The 20115-nt window shown below is 68.0% G+C and carries 16 protein-coding genes; 5 read left to right on the forward strand and 11 right to left on the reverse strand.

Annotated elements, in window-relative coordinates:
- Positions 1–142 precede the first annotated feature (142 nt).
- Positions 143–844 (forward strand): TetR/AcrR family transcriptional regulator, encoded by a 702-nt coding sequence (locus ACLJPD_RS30820; RefSeq protein ID WP_410876815.1) that lies wholly within the window; start codon positions 143–145, stop codon positions 842–844.
- Positions 845–870: 26 nt separating this feature from the next.
- On the opposite strand, the gene ACLJPD_RS30825 is transcribed toward ACLJPD_RS30820, so the two are convergent.
- The 8 genes from ACLJPD_RS30825 to ACLJPD_RS30860 all read right to left on the reverse strand — a co-directional run bounded on the left by ACLJPD_RS30825 (position 871) and on the right by ACLJPD_RS30860 (position 13006).
- On the reverse strand, positions 871–1872 hold the full coding sequence (locus tag ACLJPD_RS30825) for an NADP-dependent oxidoreductase (RefSeq protein ID WP_410876817.1): 1002 nt from the start codon (positions 1870–1872) through the stop codon (positions 871–873).
- 179 nt (positions 1873–2051) lie between these two features.
- Entirely contained in the window at positions 2052–3653 is a 1602-nt protein-coding gene (locus ACLJPD_RS30830; RefSeq protein WP_410876819.1) for a serine/threonine-protein kinase, read from the reverse strand.
- Positions 3654–3741: 88 nt separating this feature from the next.
- The gene (locus ACLJPD_RS30835) at positions 3742–5484 is read right to left on the reverse strand and encodes a penicillin-binding transpeptidase domain-containing protein (RefSeq protein ID WP_410876820.1); all 1743 of its coding nucleotides are present in this window, start codon (positions 5482–5484) and stop codon (positions 3742–3744) included.
- Between the two features lie 68 nt (positions 5485–5552).
- The gene (locus ACLJPD_RS30840; protein ID WP_410876904.1) at positions 5553–7613 is read right to left on the reverse strand and encodes an acyltransferase family protein; all 2061 of its coding nucleotides are present in this window, start codon (positions 7611–7613) and stop codon (positions 5553–5555) included.
- 108 nt (positions 7614–7721) lie between these two features.
- Positions 7722–8579 carry an arylamine N-acetyltransferase family protein gene (locus tag ACLJPD_RS30845; RefSeq protein WP_410876821.1) on the reverse strand — a complete coding sequence of 286 codons (858 nt, stop codon included), beginning with the start codon at positions 8577–8579 and terminating at the stop codon, positions 7722–7724.
- Between the two features lie 66 nt (positions 8580–8645).
- A complete protein-coding gene (locus ACLJPD_RS30850) occupies positions 8646–9635 on the reverse strand; it encodes an alpha/beta hydrolase family protein (RefSeq protein ID WP_410876823.1) in 990 nt (329 codons plus the stop codon).
- Positions 9636–9722: 87 nt separating this feature from the next.
- On the reverse strand, positions 9723–10715 hold the full coding sequence (locus tag ACLJPD_RS30855) for a TAXI family TRAP transporter solute-binding subunit (RefSeq protein ID WP_410876825.1): 993 nt from the start codon (positions 10713–10715) through the stop codon (positions 9723–9725).
- 47 nt (positions 10716–10762) lie between these two features.
- Entirely contained in the window at positions 10763–13006 is a 2244-nt protein-coding gene (locus tag ACLJPD_RS30860; RefSeq protein ID WP_410876826.1) for a TRAP transporter permease, read from the reverse strand.
- A gap of 324 nt (positions 13007–13330) precedes the next feature.
- Here ACLJPD_RS30860 and ACLJPD_RS30865 point away from each other — a divergent pair, with 324 nt between their 5' ends.
- Both ACLJPD_RS30865 and ACLJPD_RS30870 read left to right on the forward strand, forming a co-directional pair.
- Entirely contained in the window at positions 13331–13690 is a 360-nt protein-coding gene (locus ACLJPD_RS30865; protein ID WP_410876828.1) for a VOC family protein, read from the forward strand.
- 64 nt (positions 13691–13754) lie between these two features.
- Complete coding sequence (locus ACLJPD_RS30870; protein ID WP_410876830.1) at positions 13755–14933, forward strand: winged helix DNA-binding domain-containing protein; 1179 nt, start codon at positions 13755–13757, stop codon at positions 14931–14933.
- A 79-nt stretch (positions 14934–15012) separates the two neighbouring features.
- Here the strand turns inward: ACLJPD_RS30870 and nadC are convergent, their stop codons facing one another.
- The 3 genes from nadC to nadA form a co-directional block, all read right to left on the reverse strand.
- Positions 15013–15873 carry a carboxylating nicotinate-nucleotide diphosphorylase gene (gene nadC / locus ACLJPD_RS30875; RefSeq protein ID WP_410876832.1) on the reverse strand — a complete coding sequence of 287 codons (861 nt, stop codon included), beginning with the start codon at positions 15871–15873 and terminating at the stop codon, positions 15013–15015.
- Between the two features lie 106 nt (positions 15874–15979).
- Entirely contained in the window at positions 15980–17662 is a 1683-nt protein-coding gene (locus ACLJPD_RS30880; RefSeq protein WP_410876834.1) for an L-aspartate oxidase, read from the reverse strand.
- A gap of 35 nt (positions 17663–17697) precedes the next feature.
- A complete protein-coding gene (gene nadA, locus ACLJPD_RS30885) occupies positions 17698–18735 on the reverse strand; it encodes a quinolinate synthase NadA (protein WP_410876835.1) in 1038 nt (345 codons plus the stop codon).
- Positions 18736–18813: 78 nt separating this feature from the next.
- Between nadA and ACLJPD_RS30890 the strand changes: the two genes are divergently transcribed.
- Together ACLJPD_RS30890 and ACLJPD_RS30895 are read left to right on the forward strand one after the other, a co-directional pair.
- A complete protein-coding gene (locus ACLJPD_RS30890) occupies positions 18814–19530 on the forward strand; it encodes an NUDIX hydrolase (protein WP_410876837.1) in 717 nt (238 codons plus the stop codon).
- Positions 19531–19581: 51 nt separating this feature from the next.
- Positions 19582–20070 carry a nitroreductase/quinone reductase family protein gene (locus ACLJPD_RS30895; RefSeq protein ID WP_410876839.1) on the forward strand — a complete coding sequence of 163 codons (489 nt, stop codon included), beginning with the start codon at positions 19582–19584 and terminating at the stop codon, positions 20068–20070.
- The last annotated feature ends 45 nt before the right edge of the window (positions 20071–20115 follow it).

Genomic DNA, 20115 nt, shown 5'->3' on the forward strand with positions numbered 1-20115 from the left:
ACTAAGCGCTCAGTCAGATGTGACTCAATGCATAGTTGCTAGCTAAGGTAGGAATGTCAAGGGGTGAACTCGGACAGCGGTGGTTTTGCCGCACGGTCCCCATCACGGCCACACGGGCGGGCGAGCACAGATCGGAGCGGTCATGACCAGGCGGCAACCCGGCGAATTCCACGACTGGCAGTTCGACGATCCACGGCTGCAGGATTTCTCACCCGAACTGTGGACAGACGACTACAGCGAGGTCGCCCGGAATCTGCTCAGCTCCGCTACTCGCTGCTTTGCCGCGAAAGGCTTCCAGGGCACCACCACTCGCGACATCAGCGCGGGCGCGGGCCTCAGCCCGGCCGCGCTGTATGTGCACTTCCCGACCAAGGAGCACATGCTGTTCGAGATCACCCGCGTCGCGCATGACAAAGCCCATAAGGCCCTGCTGATTCCGGACCCGGGCGACCCCGTCGAGCACCTGCGCAGCGTGGTGGCCGAACACGTCACCTGCAACGCGCGCCACCACGTGGCCGCACGCGTCGCCCAATACGAGATGGCGAACCTCACCGCCGATCACCTCGCGGAGGTTCGCGTCATCCGCCGCCGCACCACCACCCTGTACCGAAACCTGGTGTCGCACGGCATCGACCGTGGCGCCTTCATCCCCGTCGATGTCACCCGGGTGGTGCGCGGCATCATCGCCCTCGCCATCGACCCGGTGCGGTGGTATCGACTCAGCGGCCCCGATACCCCGGAGGAACTGGGCACGTTCAACGCCGGACTGGCCGTGGCCCTGGTGACCGGCGGCAACCAACCGGACCAGGGGCCCGGCCGACGAAACAGTGTGTCCACCAGCTGAAGCCGAGTCCGCCTACGGCTGCGATCTCAGAGCGCGAGCACCAGCTTTCCGGTATTGCCGCCGGTGAACAGCAGATTCAAGGTTTCGCCGAACCGTGCGACACCACCGTCGACGACGTGTTCGCGACTCTTCAACGTCCCCTCGGCCAGCCACTGACCGATCTGCGCGATCGCCTCGCCGTAGCGATCGGCGTAGTCGAAGACCACGAATCCGGTCATGGTGGCGCGGAAGACCAGTAGCGACATGTAGCGCGACGGCCCCGGCTGCAGCTTCTCGTCGTTGTACGCCGAGATCGCCCCGCACAGCACCACGCGGGCCCCGCGACGGAGATTGGCGAGCGCGGCATCGAGGATCTCGCCGCCCACGTTGTCGAAGTAGATGTCGATTCCCTTCGGGGCAAGCTCACGCATCCGCCGCAGGACGTCATCGTTGCGATAGTCGATGGCGGCGTCGAAACCGAGTTCCTCGGTGAGCAATCGGCACTTCTGGGGCCCGCCCGCGATCCCGATGACGTTCGCGCCCTTGGCCTTCGCGATCTGGCCGACCACGCTGCCGACGGCGCCTGCCGCGGCCGACACCACCACGGTCTCGCCGGGTTGTAGCTTGCCCACCTCGAGCAGTCCGAAATACGCTGTCATGCCGGGCATTCCGAGCGCGCCGAGCCACGTGGGTCCGGGTGCGACGCTCAGGTCGACCTGCTCGACGCCCTTGCCGTCGCTGATCGCGTACTCGGTGACGCCGAAGATCCCGCTCACCGTGTCGCCGACAGCGAAGTCCGGGTGCGTCGATTCGACCACCGTCGCGATATCCAGTGAGCGCATCACCTCACCGAGCCCGACCGGCGGCACGTAGGAGCGCACGTCGTTGAGCCAGCCGCGCATCGCCGGGTCCAGCGAGATGAAGTCGACTTTCACCAGAATCTGTCCGGTGGACAGCGCAGGCAGCTCCTCGGTCGTCAGGTTCCAGGTGTCGGCGTCAGGAAATCCGGACGGCCGCTGGGCGAGCCGTACCTGCTGGGTTTTCGTCATGGAGACCTTCTCGTTTCCTTAGCTGGGGCGGCGCGGCGATCAATATTGAAGTTGATACCGGATTCAGATAAGGTCGCGGTCATGAAGTGGCCCACATCACATTACGTGCTCGATGGTTTCGGCGCTCGGACGAGCACCGCCTGATCGGCGCGCGAGGCGGCGATCAGGCGGTGCGCTCCCTAGTGTCGAGTGTCGCCGTCGATGCGCAGAGTGCCGCCCGAGTTCACTACCCGCATCGTCATCGCCTTGGTCGACCCGTTGATGGTGATGCTGGCCAGGCGCATATTCGTGGAGCCGTCGGCATTGTTGCCGCCCACCGCGGTGATACTGGCGAAGGCCTCGACGGTGCGGCTGTCCCAGTATTCGCGGAACGCGGACTCACTGCCGTACACCTGCTGTGCGGCGGGAGTGAGCAGCGACCACGAACCGGACGGGTTGCTGAAGAAGTCCTCGACCAGCAGACCGGCCGAGCCGATGTCGACGGTGCCGACGTTGGTGGCCTGCCCGAGCTGCGGAGCCGTCGCGCTCGGCTTGGGCGCGGCCGGGGCCTGCACCGAGGTCTGCGGACCCGCCTGCACCACCTGCGAATCGGAGTCGGAGCTGTTCAGCGCGCTGATCGCGACGGCGACCGCCGCGACAACCGCACCGACACCGGACCCGATCAGCACAGCCCGCCCCTTGCCTGCCCGCTTGCGCGGTGCGGGCATGGGCTGGGCTTGGGTGCGCGGGTGCGCGGCGGTGTCCTGCCGCGGCTGCGGACGCGGGTTCGAGCGGATCTGTCGCGTCGTCGAATTGGATGCGCCCGCATGCGAAGCCCGGCGGCCGGACTGCCGGATCACCTGGGTGGTCACCGCGGAGTTGCGGCGATTGAAAGCCTCACTGGCGGGGACGAATCCGGCCGAGCCCGCGTTCTGATCCTCGGCGAACGAGGCCAGCGCGTCGCGCGCCTCGGTCATCGTCGGGCGGTCGAGGGGGTCCGGGCTGAGCAGGTCGAGCAGGAAATCGGTGGCCGGGCCCGCGTTGTGGGGTTCGCGCACCTGTCCGTTGGCGGCGGCGTAGAGCACGGCGAGGGGGTTGGAGTTGGCGCCGTAGGGCGGTTCGCCTTCCAGCGCGTGGAAAAGCGTTGCGCCGAGGGCGAATACGTCGGCGGCCGGGGTCGGATCGGAGCCGCGCGCCACCTCGGGTGCCAGGTAGGCGGCGGTACCGCAGATCAGCCCGGTCTCGGTGAGCGTCACATCGCCTGCCGCACGGGAGATGCCGAAGTCGGTGATTTTCACCTCACCGTGGTCGCCGAGCAGGATATTGCCCGGTTTCACGTCGCGGTGCACCAAGCCCGCCTGGTGGGCGGCGATCAGCGAGGAGGCGACCTTCTCACCGATGCGGGCGACCTCGAGCAGCGGCAGCGGGCCCTTCTGACCCAGCTCCCCGGCGAGGCTGACCGACTTGAGGTACTCCATCACCAGGCACGGATCACCGTTGTGCTCGGTGATGTCGAATACCACGATGGCATTGGGATGCTGGAAGCGTGCCGCGTTGCGGGCTTCCCGAATCGCGCGCTGGCGCAACACATCCCGCTCGCCCTCGGGCAAGCTGGGTTTGATGTGGATCTGCTTCACAGCCACGGAGCGTTGGAGGCGTTCGTCGACAGCACGCCATACAACGCCTGTGCCGCCGCTACCAATACGCTCGACCAGGCGGTAATGCTCCGCGATCTTCTGACCGGTATCGATGGCGCCTACTCCGAACCTTCTCGAAATTGTGACATCCCGCGTATTGACCATGGATATGGTCCGCCGACGAGTGTAGCTGGCTGGGTGATGACCGCGTGCGGCAGCGGGGGGATTGCGCGCCTGCGGGGGGAAAGACGACTCATGGTGTCACACGTAGCATCCGTCCCGCTGCCTCGACCGCCGGTCCGGAGCTGCCCGCGTCCGCGACGAACACCGCGAAGGCCACATCACCGTCGATGCCGACGAACCAGCCGTGGGCGTGGGTGTCGTCGAGGTACTCGGCGGTACCGGTCTTGCCGAGCAGACCGGGGACATCGCGCAGCGCCGTGGCCGTACCCGCACTCACCGTCTCCCCCATCATGGTCTCTATCTGCGACGTCACCGCCGCGGGCACCGGTGCAGGCGCCCGATCCGGGGTGCCGGGACGCCCGCGGATGATGCTCGGCGCGGGCGCGGAACCGTGTGCGAGAGAAGCGGCGACGAGCGCCATGCCGAACGGCGAGGCGGTCACCGTGCCCTGTCCGATGCTCGATTCGACCCGTTGCGCCGGATTCTCGGCGGGTGGAACCTTCCCTGTGACAGTCGTCAAGCCGGGTGTCACATAGTCCACCCCGAGACCTAACTGTTGGGCGGCCGCGGTCAGTCCGTCGGCAGGCAATTTCACTCCCAACTCGGCCATCGTGGTGTTGCACGAGCGTGCGAACGCGGTGTGCAGAGGCACCATACCCAGGTCGAAGCCGTTGTCATTGGGAATCGTGCGGCCCTCGATGGTGGCACGGCCGGGGCACGGCAGCACGGTGTCGGACGTGAGGCCGCCCGCTTGCAGTGCCGCCGAGACCGTGACGGTCTTGAACGTGGAGCCCGGCGGGTAGAGCCCGGTCAGCGCGATCGGGCCCTGCGCGTCGGCGGGGGCGTTCTGGGCCACGGCCAGCACCTCCCCGGTCGAGGGGCGCAGCGCGACGATGGCGGCCGCGGTGGCGATCGGGGTGAGTGCGTCCTCGGCGGCGCGCTGTAGGTCGATGTCGAGAGTGCTGGCGATGTTTGCGGTGGGTTTCGCGTCGGGTCCGGCGATGCGCTGGGTGCCCTCGGCGGTCTGCGCGCGAATCGCCCAGCCCGCGGCGGTGTCGGCCTGTTCCTGCCAGATCTCGGCCAGGCCGCCGATGGCGGGTCCGGCGAGGGTCTTGTCGACGGTGAGCAGCCGGGTCTGTGGCGCGAGTGTCACCCCGCGCACGCCGGTCAACGCCTGCTGCACCGGCGCGATGTCGGCATCGCGCAGCGCGACGGCGGCGATCGGTTTGCCCTGCGCCGCAGCGAGATCCGCCCGCAAGCCCGCCTCGGTGATGCCCTGCGGCGCGAGCAGCGCCGCGGTGGCGGCCAGGTCCGCGTCGGGTGCGACGTTCACCAGCGTCACCACCTGCTGGGTCATCAGGTCACCGCCGGTGGCGTCGAGAACGCGGGCCGGTGCGGCGGGGACCGGGCTGTAGCTGAGCGGTCCGAGGTCGAGGCCGGGCGCGACCGTGGTCGGCTGCCAGGCGATCTTCCACTCGTCCTCGCCGGTGGTGGTTCCGGCGCTCGTGTAGGTCCACGCGTTGCGACCGTCGGGGCCGAACTTCCAGGTGGATTCCAGCGTGAACGAGTTCCCGTCGGTGGACGACACCCGGACCATGTCGTTCTTGCCGAGGTTGTCGAACAGCGCGGTCAGGACCGGGCGCGCTCGCTCGGGTGCGTCGGTCAATGCCGCGGCGGCGGAGGCGTCTCCACTGGTCAGCGCGGCGGCGAAGGACTCGGCGACAGTTTCGGGTTGGTCCGGACCGGACGAGCAGGCGACGGGAAACGCAGCGAGCGCGACGAGCAGGACCGATACCTTCCGTGGGATGCGCACGGGTCCGAGAGTAGCCGGATCTGTGGTACCGGTGGGGTTGTTGTTGCAGCGGTGAGCAGTTCGCTCCGCTACCACCACCCCGTGATCGCCCCGATCTGACGGCCGAGTTCGGGGGCGAGTGAGCGGGCATAACTGGCGGTCAGGTGGTGCTCGTCGCGATAGATGAGCACATTGCCCTCGACCACCCGGCAACGCTGCGGTCGGCAGACCGCGTCGGAGAGGTCGATCGGGTGGATGTTCGGGTACCCGGCCGCCGGTTCCTGAGCGGGATCGTGCGGGTCGAGAACCTCGGCACGGTCGAGCCCGCAGCTGTCGGGATCGCCGCGGTAGGCCAGGCAATCGGTGGCCCGGTAGAGGACGCCGTCGCGGCGCAATCGTGGCGTGTCACGCAGCGCGAGCACATTGAACCCGCGATCCTGCATGGCCGTCCACACCTCGAGGTATTCGGCGGGCACCTCGTCGCCGAGACCGTCCATGCGGTAGCGGGTGGACAGGGTGAGCACCCAGTTCGGTGGTTCGGCGGACAGCCGATCGAGCACCTCGACGGACCACTCATGGCATTCGGGGAACGGCCACTCGGCGTAGGACGGCTCGTCGGCGAGGACGACCGGGCACCCCTCCTTGAGAAAGGAGATCACCCGGAACCCGTGTTCGACGCCGAGCACCTCCAGCGCGGGCAACCAGTGCTCGGAGTGGGAGCCACCGACCAACGCGATCGAGCGATCGGCGGTGGGGTCGCCGTAGGTGCAGACGCGGACCTCCCGGTCGGGCGTGATGCAGCCGTCGGTGGTCGGCGACGGAGTGTCGGCCTGTCCTTCGAAGACAGTGGGGCGCATGGGTTCCGGCGAGTATTCGGCGCCGGAGAGCAGCGCCTTGGCACCCGGGTAGCGCTGGGCGTCCAATTCGCGCGGTGGCACGGCCGGGTTCGCCACCAGCACCACCTGCCAACCCACCGAGGCGATCAACACCGCGACCGACATCGCGGTGACCAGAGCGCCGGTCGGCTTGCGGGGTTCGATCGGCTCGCCGCGCGGCGGCATCCGCAGCGGCGTCTCGATCAGGCGGGTCGTCGCGTAGGCCAGGACCAGCGAGGCAACGATCACCACCAGCCCGTCGACGACCCCGGCATTCGCCCGCCCGGTCTCGCCGAGATAGAAGATGAGGATCGGCCAGTGCCACAGATACAGCGGGTAGGCCACCGTGCCGAGTTCGGTACAGACCCGGCCGGCCAGCAGTCGATTCGGCCACGCCCGCGCGATGCCACCGAACCCCGACGCGATCACCAGGCAGGCGGCCGCCACCGGCCACAGCGCCGCGACGCCGGGGAACTGACTCGCCCCGTCGAACAGCGGCCCGCAGGACAGCACCATGACCAGCCCGATCGCGGCAACGAGCCCACGCAGCCGGTTCGGTATCCGCAACCAGGGTGCCGCCACGGCCAGAATCGCACCGGCCAGCAACTCCCAGCCGCGCGCGACGCTGTCGTAATAGGTCCACGCCTGGTGCTGCGCGGTGCCCGACGCCGCGTACCAGAACGACAGCAACCCGAGCCCGGCCAGCACGATCACCAGGATGGGACGCCCGGCCGAACCGCGCCTGCGCAACCAGGCCCACCCCGCCAGGAGCGCGAGGATCGCCAGGTAGAACTGCCCCTGCACCGACATCGACCACAGGTGCTGCAACGGGCTCACCGACGGGTCGGGCGAGAGATAGTCGAGCTCGGCGATCGCCAGGTACCAGTTCTGGCCGTAGAACATCGAGGCCAAGGTCTGCGCGGAAGCCTCGCCCAGTTGGGTGTACGGCCGCAACACGACCGTGGCGAGCAGAACCGTCCCTGACACCACCACCAGCGACGGCATCAATCTGCGCGCGGTCCGACGCACGGTCTCCCCCACCGAAACGTCACCACGCCGCTCCACCCCACGCACCACGGCACCGGTGAAGAAGAACCCTGACAGCACCAGAAAAATGTCGACACCGCCGGATACGCGGCCCGCCCACACGTGGAACGCCACCACGAGCGCGATGGCTATTCCGCGCAGCCCGTCCAGATCCTGCCGTCGTGTGACGGTGTCAGGTGCCGCCGCATCGGACACAACCGGCGATGCGACACGGACGTTCGGCACCATCGACCCCACAGAATCTGCCCCCACAAAGCAATTGTTTCCCGGCAAGTAACCATCAATTTGCCGTAGCGACATCCAGGAAGCAAACCGCCATGCCGTGCGGGGCGGGTCCTACTGCGTTCGCCAGGGAGTGGCCGCGAGGCTGGTGGCGTCGGTGTCGGCGAGGTCGATATCGAAGATCTCGGCCAGAATCTTGGTCAGCTCGGTGGGGTCGAGATCACGCGAAGTCGAGGTGCCGTCCGGGTATTCCGCGGTCAACGTCAGGTCATCGAGCACGTGGTGGACATCGGGCAGGAATCGCTGGAGGAAGGGCCGGGTGGTGAACGGCGACCGTGGTGAGGTCGACACGAAGTGGTTGCCGACCGCGTAGTCGATACGGAACTGCGGGTTCTCGGTGAAGGTGTAGCGGTCGATCCAGCCGTCGCGGCCGAACTGGAACAGCACCCACTCCTGCGCCCGGCGTTCGAGCCGGTAGCGCCAATCACCGAGTGCGAATTCGCCTGCGCTGTCCACCAATTCGAACGGTGCCAGGGGTCCGAAGCCGAACCCGACATCGCAGATCCAGACGCGGTCGTCGTCAGGGGTGCTCACGCGCAGCAGTGCGTGCGTGGCGGGTCGGAGCACGCCGGTGTCGGCGACTCCGTAGGTGACCCGGCCGCTGAGTCCGGTGACACCGAACCCGAGCCGTTCGAGTGCGGCGGCGAAGATCGCGACATTCTCGTAGCAGTACCCACCGCGACGGCGCCGGACCAGCTTGTCCTGCAGGGAATTCAGATCGAGTGGAATGCCGCGACCGAGGATGATCTCGAGATTCTCGAAGGGGATGGTGGTCGTGTGGGCGCGCACCAGGGCGCGCAGGGTGTCGACCGACGCGGCGCGTGGCCCGTCGTAGCCGATTCTGGCCAGATAAGCGTCCAGATCCAGCTCGGCGCCCTGCCAGCCGTGGTCGTCGGGCACTTGGTCGGTCATCGCGTCCTCGTTCCGTCGGTGTCTGTTCGCACAACCGCACCACGCCGACCGTTGTTCCCGAGCGACTCAGGCCGCGCACTTCGCGCCCGCGGGCGCCGCAGGGGCGGTGACCAGGCCGTTCCCGACGTCGACGACATAGTCACTGACCTGCGGCGCGAGCGGCTCGGTGCCCGCGAGCAGCCGCAGCACCACACACCCGCCCTCGAACAGCGCAGGCCCGACGGAGTGATCACCGGGGACGATCGCGCCGGTCAGATCACGCCCGCTGACCACGGTGTAGAAGGAGAACGGCTTCCCCGCCGCGGTCAGCGCCGCACGCAGTTCCACGCTGGTGGCGAACGGCACGATGGCATCGGCGGTGCCGTGGATCAGGAAGGCTCTGCGCATGGTCATCCGGTCGGCGAGCAGCGCGGGCGAACGGTCGACATAGGCGAGCGGACAGATCATCGGTGTGCAGCCGCCCGCGTCCCGTTCGATCTGGCGCGGCAGGGCGGGATTCACCGACCCACTCGCCGCCCACATGGTGAAATCGTCGGCGGGACCGTAGTTGTCGACCCAGTAATCGAAGAGTCCGGGCGGGCCGTGTGCCACCGCGAGCCCGCTGGTGATGCCGCCCTGACTCCATCCCCACAGCACGGTGGACGCGATACCGGGATGCTCGCCGCGATACCACTGTGTCGCCGCCACCAGGTCGTGCCAGCCCGCCCACAGATTCCAGTCGCCGGTGCGCCACGGTCCGTCGGCGCTGCGCAGGTCCATCAGCAGGATGGGCGACCCACCCGTGCGCGCCAGCGCGGTCATGTACGGCGCGAAATCGGCCGACGAACCACCGTGCCCGTGCACCGCGACCACCAGTTTCGTCGCCGAGATATCACCCGGTACACAGCGGTACGGCTCGTACACGCGACCGGTCGCCCGCTCGCCGTCCACCGTGATCGCGACCTGTCGCAGGTCGACGCCCGCCGTGCACGTCGATTGCGCGCGCACGGCGGGCCCGACCGCGGACAGCACCGCGAGCAAAGCTGACACCGCGACCAGGACCCCGACCCGCTTCATGCCGAGATTGTCCGTCACCTCACGACGCGGGTCCAGCACCTCGACGCGCGCCCGCACCGACCCTCGGTCGAGTTGACCGTTCCGGTATCAGCGCAGCGCGGCCTCCGACCCACGGTGCAACTGCACCGGCGCCGTCTTGCTCGCCGTATCGGCGTTGATCCCCTTGGCGGCCGGGTTCGCCTGTTCCAGTTGGGGTTTGCGGTCCAGCAGCGTCTCGGTGAGCACGCAGGCCAGGTTCGCGTCGAGGTCCTCGCGGACGACGAGCAGGTTGGGCACCACGATGGTCGGCGCGTCGGCGGACAGGCCGTAGGTGGCGGCCGGGATCGACCCCGCCTCGTAGACCGGGTTGATCTCCTTCAGTTTCGGCAGCACCCCGGTGATGTCGAGGAAGCGGACCTTGTCCTTGGCGGTGGTGAACAGGTCGGTGATGCCGGGCGTCGGCAGACCCCCGGACCAGAACATGGCGTCGATGGAACCGTCCTTGAGCCCGTCGACGGTCTTGGTCAGGTCGAGGCGCTGGGCGGACACGTCGCTGTCGGGGTTGAGCCCGGCGGCCTGCAGCACGCGCTGGGCGATCACCTCGGTGCCCGATTTGGGCGAGCCGGTGGAGACCCGTTTGCCGCGCAGATCGGCCAGTGAGTTGATGCCTGCGTCGGTGCGCACGATGACCTGGGTGTAGTTGTCGTAGAGCCGGGCCAGTGCGCGGATCGGCTGTGCGGTGGTGAAGCTGCCCTTGCCCGCGACCGCGTCGGCCGCGGAGTCGGCGAGCGAGAAGCCGACCTGGTAGGTGCCGCCGACGACCTGCTGGATGTTCTGCACCGAGGCACCGGTTTCGGCCGCGGTGGCCTTGACCGTGCCACCGGTGGCGGCCGAGATCTGCTCGGCGTAGGCGTTGCCGAGCGCGAAGTACACGCCGGTCGCGTTGCCGGTGGCGATGCCGATCCTGGTGTCCTGCTTCACTTCACAGGTCACCTCACCGCCCGCGTCGGCGGTCGGGGTGTCTTGGCGGCCACCTCCACATCCGGTGAGCAGCGTGACAGCGGCGGTGACCGCGACCACGGCGACAATACGTTTGACCATCAGGTCCCCTCTCGTCGACGGCGACGCCGCCTGTCGATTTCTGTGCATCACGGTGTGCCCGTGGATGTTCTCCGTACCCGGTCGACGAGTCCCGCCAGCACGGCGACGACCAGCAACCCGAGCCCGATACCGGTGGCGAGCGGATCCGGGTACAGCAAGGTCAGACCTGCCGCGGCGGCGAGCCCGCGCGGAATCGGTCCGATGGCGCCGATCCCGAACAGCCAGCCACCGGTCGCCGCCGCCAGCGCCGCGACACCGACACAGGCGGCCGCGGTGACCCACAGCACGTCGAGCACCGCACCGCGCCCGAGCAGGTGCTGCCCGGAGTCGGTGAGCACGAACATCAGTGGCACCAGGAAGGCAGGCAGCGCGTAGCGCAGGGCGTGCCACATGGTGGGCATGGCTTTCGCGCCGGTCACCGCCGCCGCACCGACGGCGGCCAGGGCGGTCGGCGGTGTCACTTCCGAGAGCACCGAGAAGTAGAAGACGAACATGGCGGCGGCGGGCGCGGCGACGTGCAGGTCGAGCAGTGCGGGCCCGATGATGACCCAGCCGATCACGAACGACGCCGTCACCGGGACCGCCAAGCCGAGCAGCGACAACGCGATCGCCGCCAGCACCGCCGTGGTGGCCAGGACGACCGCGGGATCATCCGACAGTGCCGATCCGGCCTTGACCAGCAGCGCGGCCAGTTGCGCACCGAGTCCGGTCTTGGTGGTCATCGCGGTGATCACGCCCGCCGCCGCACACACCGCGATCACGGGCAGAGCCGAGCGCATACCGAGGGAGAGGGACCGCAAGGCCTCGATCACGAACTGCGTCACGGTCTTTCGCGTCCAGCGGTATCGACCCGGCGTGTCCGCCCCGGCGGCGGAGGTCATGTCGTCCGCGTGGGAGACCGGACGCATGGCCCCGGTCGGCGTATCGGTGGAGGCCGGTGCCTGTTCGGCGGCCGAAGCGCCCGGCACATCCTGTGCGGCAGGATGTTTCGCCAGGCCGACAGTCGGGGGCGCGGTGTCTGCCCCGGCCGACCTGCGCAGCATCCGATCCGGAATGGCCAGCAGCAGCGCCAGGACGGTGGCGTAGACGACAGCGCGCGTGGCACTCACTCCGACGAGCAACAGCACGACGATCACGATCAACGATGAGAAGTGATATCCGAAGCGCCCCAGCAGTTTCCACCACGGCGTCGGCAGCGGCCCGTCGGCCAGGTCCGCGGGCGCGCGCCCGTCCGCATGGATGCGGCGCGCGTCGATCTCGACCGACAGCAGGATGCCGAGGTAGTACAGCAGCGTCGGGATCAGTGCCCAGCCGAGCACCGTCACATACGTCACGTCGAGATATTCGGCGACGATGAATGCCGCGACACCCAGCGTCGGCGGCGACAGAATCGCACCGACACCCGCCGCCGCGAGCATTCCACCTGCCTGTTCGGGCCGGTAGCCTGCCTTACGCAGAATCGGCCAGGTCACCGCGCCGGTGCTCACCGCGGTCGCGGTCCCCGACCCCGACACGGTCCCGAGCAGAAACCCTGACGCCACCGCCGTGCGCCCGGCCGCGCTGTGCGAGCGACGGAACAGCGACACCGACAGATCGACGAAGAATCTTGCGGCACCGGAGAATTCGAGCACCGCCCCGTACAGCGTGAACAACACGATGTAACTGGCGGCCACGTCCAACGGTGTGCCGTAGAAGCCACTGCCGGAGTTGTACAGCGCGTCGACGATCTGATCGATATCGAGCCCCGCGTGCGCGATCGACCAATCCTGCGGCAACAGCCCGCCGTAATACCCGTACCCGAGAAACACCAGACACACCACCGGCAAGATCACCCCGGTGGTCCGCCGGCACGCCTCGAGCACGAGCACCAACAGCAGCCCGCCCATCACCACATCGAGCGGCGCCAGCATCCCCTGCCGATCGAGAAACGCGTCATATCCCCCACCCGCGTCACCGATCCGAATCGGCAACACCGGATACAGACACACCACCAGGGTGATCCCGGCCAGCACCCAGTCCAGCACCGAGGGCCCGTCAGCCCGATCCAGCCGCCCCCACCACGACCGATAACTCAGGTACACCAGCGGCAGCCCGACAGCCAGAAAGATGACCAGGTAGTACTGACTCCCCTGCGCCAACGGCCGAAACACCTGCCACACCGACAACAGCGCGAGCCCGAGCGCGACAACACCGACCAGCCGCTCGGGAAATCCGGAGAGCACCCGTGCGGGCCGCTCCTCATCGTCCACCCCCAGCTCAGCCGCAGTAACAACCGGTGGCGCTGCGTTCATGAGCGGACGATAGCAACGAGATTCACGCCCGGTGACGAAATCGACCACCGCGCAGTCTGTACAAAATGGACACTACGCACGGTCGCGTTCAGCAGCGCGCGCCGCGATCCAGTCCCGCACCTCGACGCAGCGCGAAAGTCATACCCGCGAGGCGGCGGCTGCCACGACGACCGCGAACACCGTTGTCGCCGTGGCCAGCCCGCCGCATCGCCGAGGAATCCGGCCGCCGGCGGCAGTATCGCGGCGGGGAGGTAGCCGCCCACGTTCTGTGCCTCGCACTCAGAGCAGCGATGAATTCACCGACCTCAGGTAGTCCATATGGGTATGGACATCAACTCCTTGTTCTTCGGCCTGGCCGTGACCGATTTCGTGGCGGCGGACAGCTGGTACAGCCGCTTGTTCGGTCGTGCGGCCGACTTCGTGGTGACGCCGGGCGTCGAGGCGATGTGGCAGCTGAGCGACACCGCCTTCGTCTACATCGTGGTCGATCCCGAGCACGCCGGTCAGGCTCTGGTGAACATCGCCGTGTCCGACCTGAACGCCGTCACGGCCGACGTCGTTTCACGAGGTGTCGATCCCGGACCGTTCATCCTCGTCGGGCCGGACGGCGCGGCAGGCAGGAAGGCACCGTTCACCGATCCGGACGGCAACTCGATCTTCATCATCGAAATCGCCGGCGCCTGAGTCGAGCCGTCCGGGTGCAGGAAGTCACGCGCGGTTGTCGGTACCGCCGCATACCATCCCGGTCATGTTCTCGATCGATATCGCGCAGCGTCGCGCCCGCCTGGCGATCAGGCATCGTCTCGTGGCGTCGGCCCGCTCGTCCGACCCTGTCGACATCGCGCGCTCGATGGTGGTTCTGCACGCCACCGACCCTGCGACAGTGTTTCTCTCGGTCGGCGCTCGTGGTACCGATCTGACTCCGGCCGATGTGGAAAAGGCGCTGTACGACGATCGTGCTCTGGTTCGGATGCTCGCCATGCGTCGCACGATGTTCGTCGCGCCGACGGAACTGCTGCCGGTTCTGCAGGCGTCCACCTGTGATGCGCTGGCTCACAAGCAACGCCGCACCTACGGCCGCTATATCGAACAGGCAGGCGTGGTCGACGGCGATATCTCGAGTTGGCTGGCCGATGTCGAAGCCGAGACCCATGCGGCGTTGCTGACCCGTGGTGCGGCAACGGGCGTCCAGCTGAGCAAGGACGTGCCACGCCTGCGGACCCAAATCGATACCGCTCCCGGAAAGTCCTATTCCAAACCGACCAGCATCACCACCTGGGTACTCGTGGTGCTCGGCGCCGAGGGCCGGATCGTGCGCGGCCGTCCGAACGGCAGCTGGACCAGCAGCCAGTACACCTGGGCTCCCGTGGAAACCTGGCTACCCCAAGGGTTTTCACCACTGCCCGCCGCGCAGGCCCGCGTCGAGCTGGTACGTCAGTGGCTGCGCACCTTCGGTCCGGCGCCGATCACCGATCTGAAATGGTGGACCGGCTGGACCCTCGGAGAAGTCCGAAAAGCCCTGGCAGAACTCGACACGGTCGACGTGGACCTCGATGGCACCCCCGGCTTGATCCTCGCCGACGACCTCGACCCCGTCCCCACCCCCGAACCCTGGGCTGCCCTACTCCCCGCCCTCGACCCCACCCCCATGGGCTGGCAATCCCGAGCCTGGTTCCTCGGCCCCCACGCCCCCGCCCTGTTCGACACCAACGGCAACATCGGCCCCTCCATCTGGGCCGACGGCCGCATCGTCGGCGGCTGGGCCCAACGCCCCGACGGCGAAGTAGTGACCCGCCTACTCGAAGACGTGGGCACCGACACCGAGAAACTGATCGACGCCGAAATCGCCCGCACCACAACCTGGTTCGGCGAAGTCCGAGCCATCCCCCGCTTCCGTACCCCCCTCCAACGCGAACTCACCGCCTGATCCCCAGCCGCGGATCACCGTCGCCCGCCTGACCGGCGCCGAGCGGGGTCAGGATGCCGTGGTTGATCGCGGGTAGTTCTCACATATCGAGCCCGAGGTCGAGTACCCGTACAGAGTGGGTAAGGGCGCCGATGGCGAGGTAGTCGACGCCGGTGCCCGCGTATTCGGCGGCTTGGTCGAGGGAAAGTCCGCCTGAGGACTCGAGTTTCGTGGTGGGAGCCGTCGCATCGCGGCGCTGGACGGCGGCCTGGGTCTGCCAGAGGGGGAAGTTGTCGAGCAGGACCAGTTCGACGTTTTCGGTCAGGACCGCATCGAGTTGTTCGAGGCTGTCGACTTCGACCTCGCAGGCGATATCCGGGGCCAACTCGCGGACCGCGCGCAGGGCGTTGACGACCGAACCCGCGGCGACCACGTGGTTGTCCTTGATCAGCGCGGCGTCGCCCAGCCCCATGCGATGGTTGACGCCGCCGCCGACGCGGACCGCGTACTTCTGCAAGGCGCGCAAACCGGGCAGCGTTTTCCGGCTGTCGCGGATCTTGCACTCGGTGCCCTCGACCTCGTCGACCCAGGCGGCGGTGGCGGTGGCGATCCCGGACAGGTGGCAAACCAGGTTGAGCATGGTCCGTTCGGCGGTGAGCAGGCCGCGGGTGGGGGCGACGATGCTCAGCACCGAGGTGCCCGGCTCCACCCGGGTGCCGTCGACGACACGCGCGGTGATCTCGTAGGTGCCCGCGCCGAGGACCTCGTCGAGCACGAGCAGTCCCACATCCAGACCGGCGACGGTGCCGTGCTGGCGCGAGACCACCGAGGCCTTGCTCACCGCGTCTGCGCCGACGGTGGCGACCGTGGTGACGTCGGGCCCGTATCGCAGGTCCTCGTCGAGGGCGGTCCGGATCAGCGTCAGCAGCTCATCACGGTCGAGGGTGGTGTCCAGAGCCATCACTGCACTCCTGTTCTCGGGCGGCTGTGCGCAGCGCCGATCGGGCGGTGGACTTTCGCTCCACCGGAATTGCTTGAACAACAACAGGTTTCAGCAGGGCCCACGCTCACCGCATCCCAGTTGCCAAAGGCTCGGCATCGACTGCCACAGTGGACAGTTCGAGTTCACCGTGCGCGTCGAGACGAATCACGACGCTGTGCCGCTGCCGGTCGTCAGCTTCCGGATACTCCGAACGCGTGTGGCAACCACGACTCTCGGTCCGGTCGGCCGCCGCCAGCAGCAGCGCCCGCGCCGTCACGGTGAGCGCCGCGTCCTCGATGCGCCGCAGATACTGCACTGCATCCACCGATTCCGACTCCGCCGCAACCGATTCCGCACTGCTGACCGACCGAGCCGCATCGACAACGCCCCGACCGGACGCGACAGAACCCGCACCGGGGTCGAGCAGCGGCGCCACCGACGTCCCGACCTCGATACGTCTCAGCGCCTCGGCCAGTCCGGCGCCATCACGCACCACGGACGCGTGCTCGGTCATCGCCTGCTGCACTACCGAACGATCAGCGAATTCCGCTGTCCACGAGGCAATGTCATCGACCCGCGCCCGGACACCGGCCCGTTCGACAGCCGCCGCACCAGCCCGCTCACCCACCACGAGCCCCTCCAACAAGCTGTTGGAGGCCAACCGATTAGCACCGTGCAGCCCGGTCCTGGCGACCTCGCCCGCCGCGTAGAGACCCGCGACATCGGTCCGCCCGTACGTATCGGTCAGCACCCCACCGCATTGATAGTGCGCGGCCGGCGCGACCGGAATCAGTTGCGCCGCAGGATCGATCCCCGCGGCCAGGCACGAGGCGGTGATCGTCGGGAATCGCTGAGGGAATCCCTCGATCGCTCGTGCGTCGAGGAAGACGTGATCGGTGCCAAGCGCTCGCATCCGCTCCGCGATCGCCCGCGACACCACATCACGCGGTGCCAGGTCACCCCGAGGATGCAGACCCGCGGTCACCGAGTTCCCTTGGGAATCAACGAGTATCGCGCCTTCGCCACGAACCGCCTCGCTGATCAGGGGCCGCCTACCGACCCCGCCGGGGGTGTACAACACCGTCGGATGGAACTGCACGAATTCGAGATCGGCCACCGCGGCTCCGGCCCACAACGCCAGCGCCACGCCGTCCCCGGTCGCCCCGGGCGGATTCGTACTCGGCGCATAGAGCTGCCCGAGCCCACCGGTGGCCAGCAGCACCGAGGGTGTGTGGACGACACCGAACCCGTTGTCCGACACCGCGACAACACCCTGGACGCCCTCGGCGCCGGTCACCACCCGCAGCGCGGCAGCACCGAACAACACAGGCAGCCCCGCCGCGTTGAGCGCACGTTGCACCTCGGCGCCGGTAGCGTCCCCACCGGCGTGAATGATGCGCCGCGTGCTGTGTCCACCCTCGCGGGTACGCGAGATCTGCCCGTCGCGACCGAGGTCGAACACCGCACCGAGGTCGGTCAGCGCGGCGACCGCGGCCTGCCCGCCCTCGACGATCGAGCGCACCGCGTCGACCTCGCACAACCCGGCACCGGCCTCGACCGTGTCACGCACGTGCGAATCGACCGAATCACCCTGGGGCGCAACGACTGCGATGCCACCCTGCGCGTACTGCGTCGACGTATCGGTCGGGCCACCTTTGCTGAGGATGAGCACCCGCAGCCCACGCAACGAGGCCGTCCGCGCCGCGGTGAGACCCGCGACGCCACCGCCGATGACCACCAGGTCGACCTCGGCCTCCCAGGAAACCATCATGGTCGCCTACCGTCTCGGCCGAACGGTGCCGGTCACTCTCCACCACCGGAGTTGCCGATCGCGATCATCCGCTGCACGGACGCCCGCCCGGCCTCGGCCATCGCCAGGTCCACGTGCACCTCGTCGGCACCCTCGACCAGGCAGCGCAGCAACGCGGCCGGAGTGATCATCTTCATGTACTTGCAGGACGCGCGATCGTTGACGGCCTGGAAATCGATCCCGGGCGCGGCCTTGCGCAGCTGGTGCAGCATGCCGATCTCGGTCGCCACCAGCACTTGGCTCGAGCGCGACGCCTTCGCCGCGTCGATCATCCCGCCGGTCGACAGGATGTGCACCCGCTCGGCCGGGAACGCGCCCTCGCCGGCCAGATACAGCGCCGAGGTGGCGCAACCGCACTCCGGGTGCACGAACAGCTCGGCGTCGGGGTGGGTGCGGGCCTGCTCGGTGAGTTCGTCGCCGTTGATGCCGGCGTGCACGTGGCACTCGCCCGCCCAGATGTGCATGTTCTCGCGGCCGGTCTCGCGCTTGACGTGCGCGCCGAGGAACTGGTCGGGCAGGAACAGCACCTCACGGTCGGGGTCGATCGAGTCGACCACGTCGACGGCGTTGGAGGAGGTGCAGCAGATGTCGGTGAGCGCCTTCACCTCGGCGGTGGTGTTCACGTACGACACCACCATCGCGTCGGGGTGCTCGGCCTTCCACGCGCGCAGTTCCTCGGCCGAGATCGAGTCGGCCAGCGAGCAGCCCGCACGCTGGTCCGGGATGAGCACGGTCTTGGCCGGGCTCAGGATCTTGGCGGTCTCGGCCATGAAGTGCACGCCGCAGAACACGATGGTGTCCTCTTCGGCCTCGGCCGCGATGCGCGAGAGCGCCAGCGAGTCGCCGACATGGTCGGCCACGTCCTGGATCTCGGGCAGCTGGTAGTTGTGCGCGAGGATGGTCGCATTGCGTTCGCGCGCCAGGCGGCGCACCTCCTGCGCCCATTCCGGCGTCGCCTCGACACCCGCGTAGCCCGTGGGTCCGTCGAACACCGAACCCATCAGCGTCTGCTGTGCAGTCGTCGTCGCCATGGTGGCTCCCTTCCTCGTGCGAGCGGCTCCGTCGCCGCGATTCGCACCAAACCAGGTTTTCGACTTATAATCGAAAACGTGCCCCATAGTAACACCATCCACGAATCACTCACCGCGGTGTTCCAGGTTCGCCGCTTCTCCTCGCGCATTTCCGCAGGTAGCGGCACCAAGCACCCCGAACTGGCGGTGCTGCTGTGGGAACGCGCGCTCGATCCACAGAAAGGCACCTGGTCACTACCCGGCGGCCGACTGCGCGACGACGAGGACCTCGACACCTCCGCCCGGCGCCAACTCGCCGAGAAGGTCGACGTGCGCGACCTGCACCACCTCGAACAGTTGTCGGTGTTCAGCCACCCCGACCGCGTCCCGGCCCCACGCCGCATCGCCTCGGCCTACCTCGGTCTGGTCCCCCTCACCACCGAACCCGAACTCCCGTCCGACACCACCTGGCACCCGGTCTCGCATCTGCCCGACATGTCCTTCGACCACCGCACCGTCGTCGACCACGCCCGCACCCGCCTTGCCGCCAAACTCTCCTACACCAACATCGCCTACGCCCTCGCCCCCGCCACCTTCACCATGTCGACACTGCGCGAAATCTATTGCGCCGCACTCGGCTACGACGTCGACACCACCAACCTCCAACGAGTCCTCACCCGCCGCAAGGTGATCACCCCCACCGGCGCCACCGCACCCTCCGGCCGAGCAGGCGGTCGCCCCGCCGCCCTCTACCGCTTCACCGATTCCGGCCTCCGCGTCACCGACGAATTCGCCGCGCTGCGTCCCCCGACCTGACCCGGAGCGCTGACGCCGAAAGTTGTCGGTGCCCGGTGTCACACTGCAGGCATGGACACCAACGCAGCGGACGCCGAGAAAACCGCCTCCTACGACGACCCCGATGCTCCATGGAACAAAGAGTTCTCCGAGGAGGAGATGGCCGGCTGGAACGACGGGGTCATCACGGAGTTCCGGGAGAACAGCGGGAAGGTCGGGGGTGACTATGCGGGCGCCACGTTGCTGCTGCTGACGACGACGGGCGCCAAAAGCGGTAAGCCGCACGTGGTTCCGTTGGGTGCGTTGTACCGCGACGATCTGATGTACGTGAGCTCGTTCATGGAGGACAAGTACCCGGCCTGGTATCACAACGCCAAGGCTGACCCCCGGGTCACGATCGAGTTGGGCGGCGAGAAATTCGCGGCGAATGCCGATGTGCTGACCGGCGAGCGGTACGAGGAGTTCGCGGCGTGGGCACTGGCGGAGAATCCGTTGCTGGCCGACTACCAGAGCAAGGTCGACAAGCCGTTGCCGTTGGTGATCCTGCGACGCGCGCAGTGACCCCACGCGGCTGACACCAGCACTCGGTGACGTGCCTCTCCCTGC

The organism is Nocardia sp. A7 (assembly GCF_046549215.1).
GTDB lineage: Bacteria > Actinomycetota > Actinomycetes > Mycobacteriales > Mycobacteriaceae > Nocardia.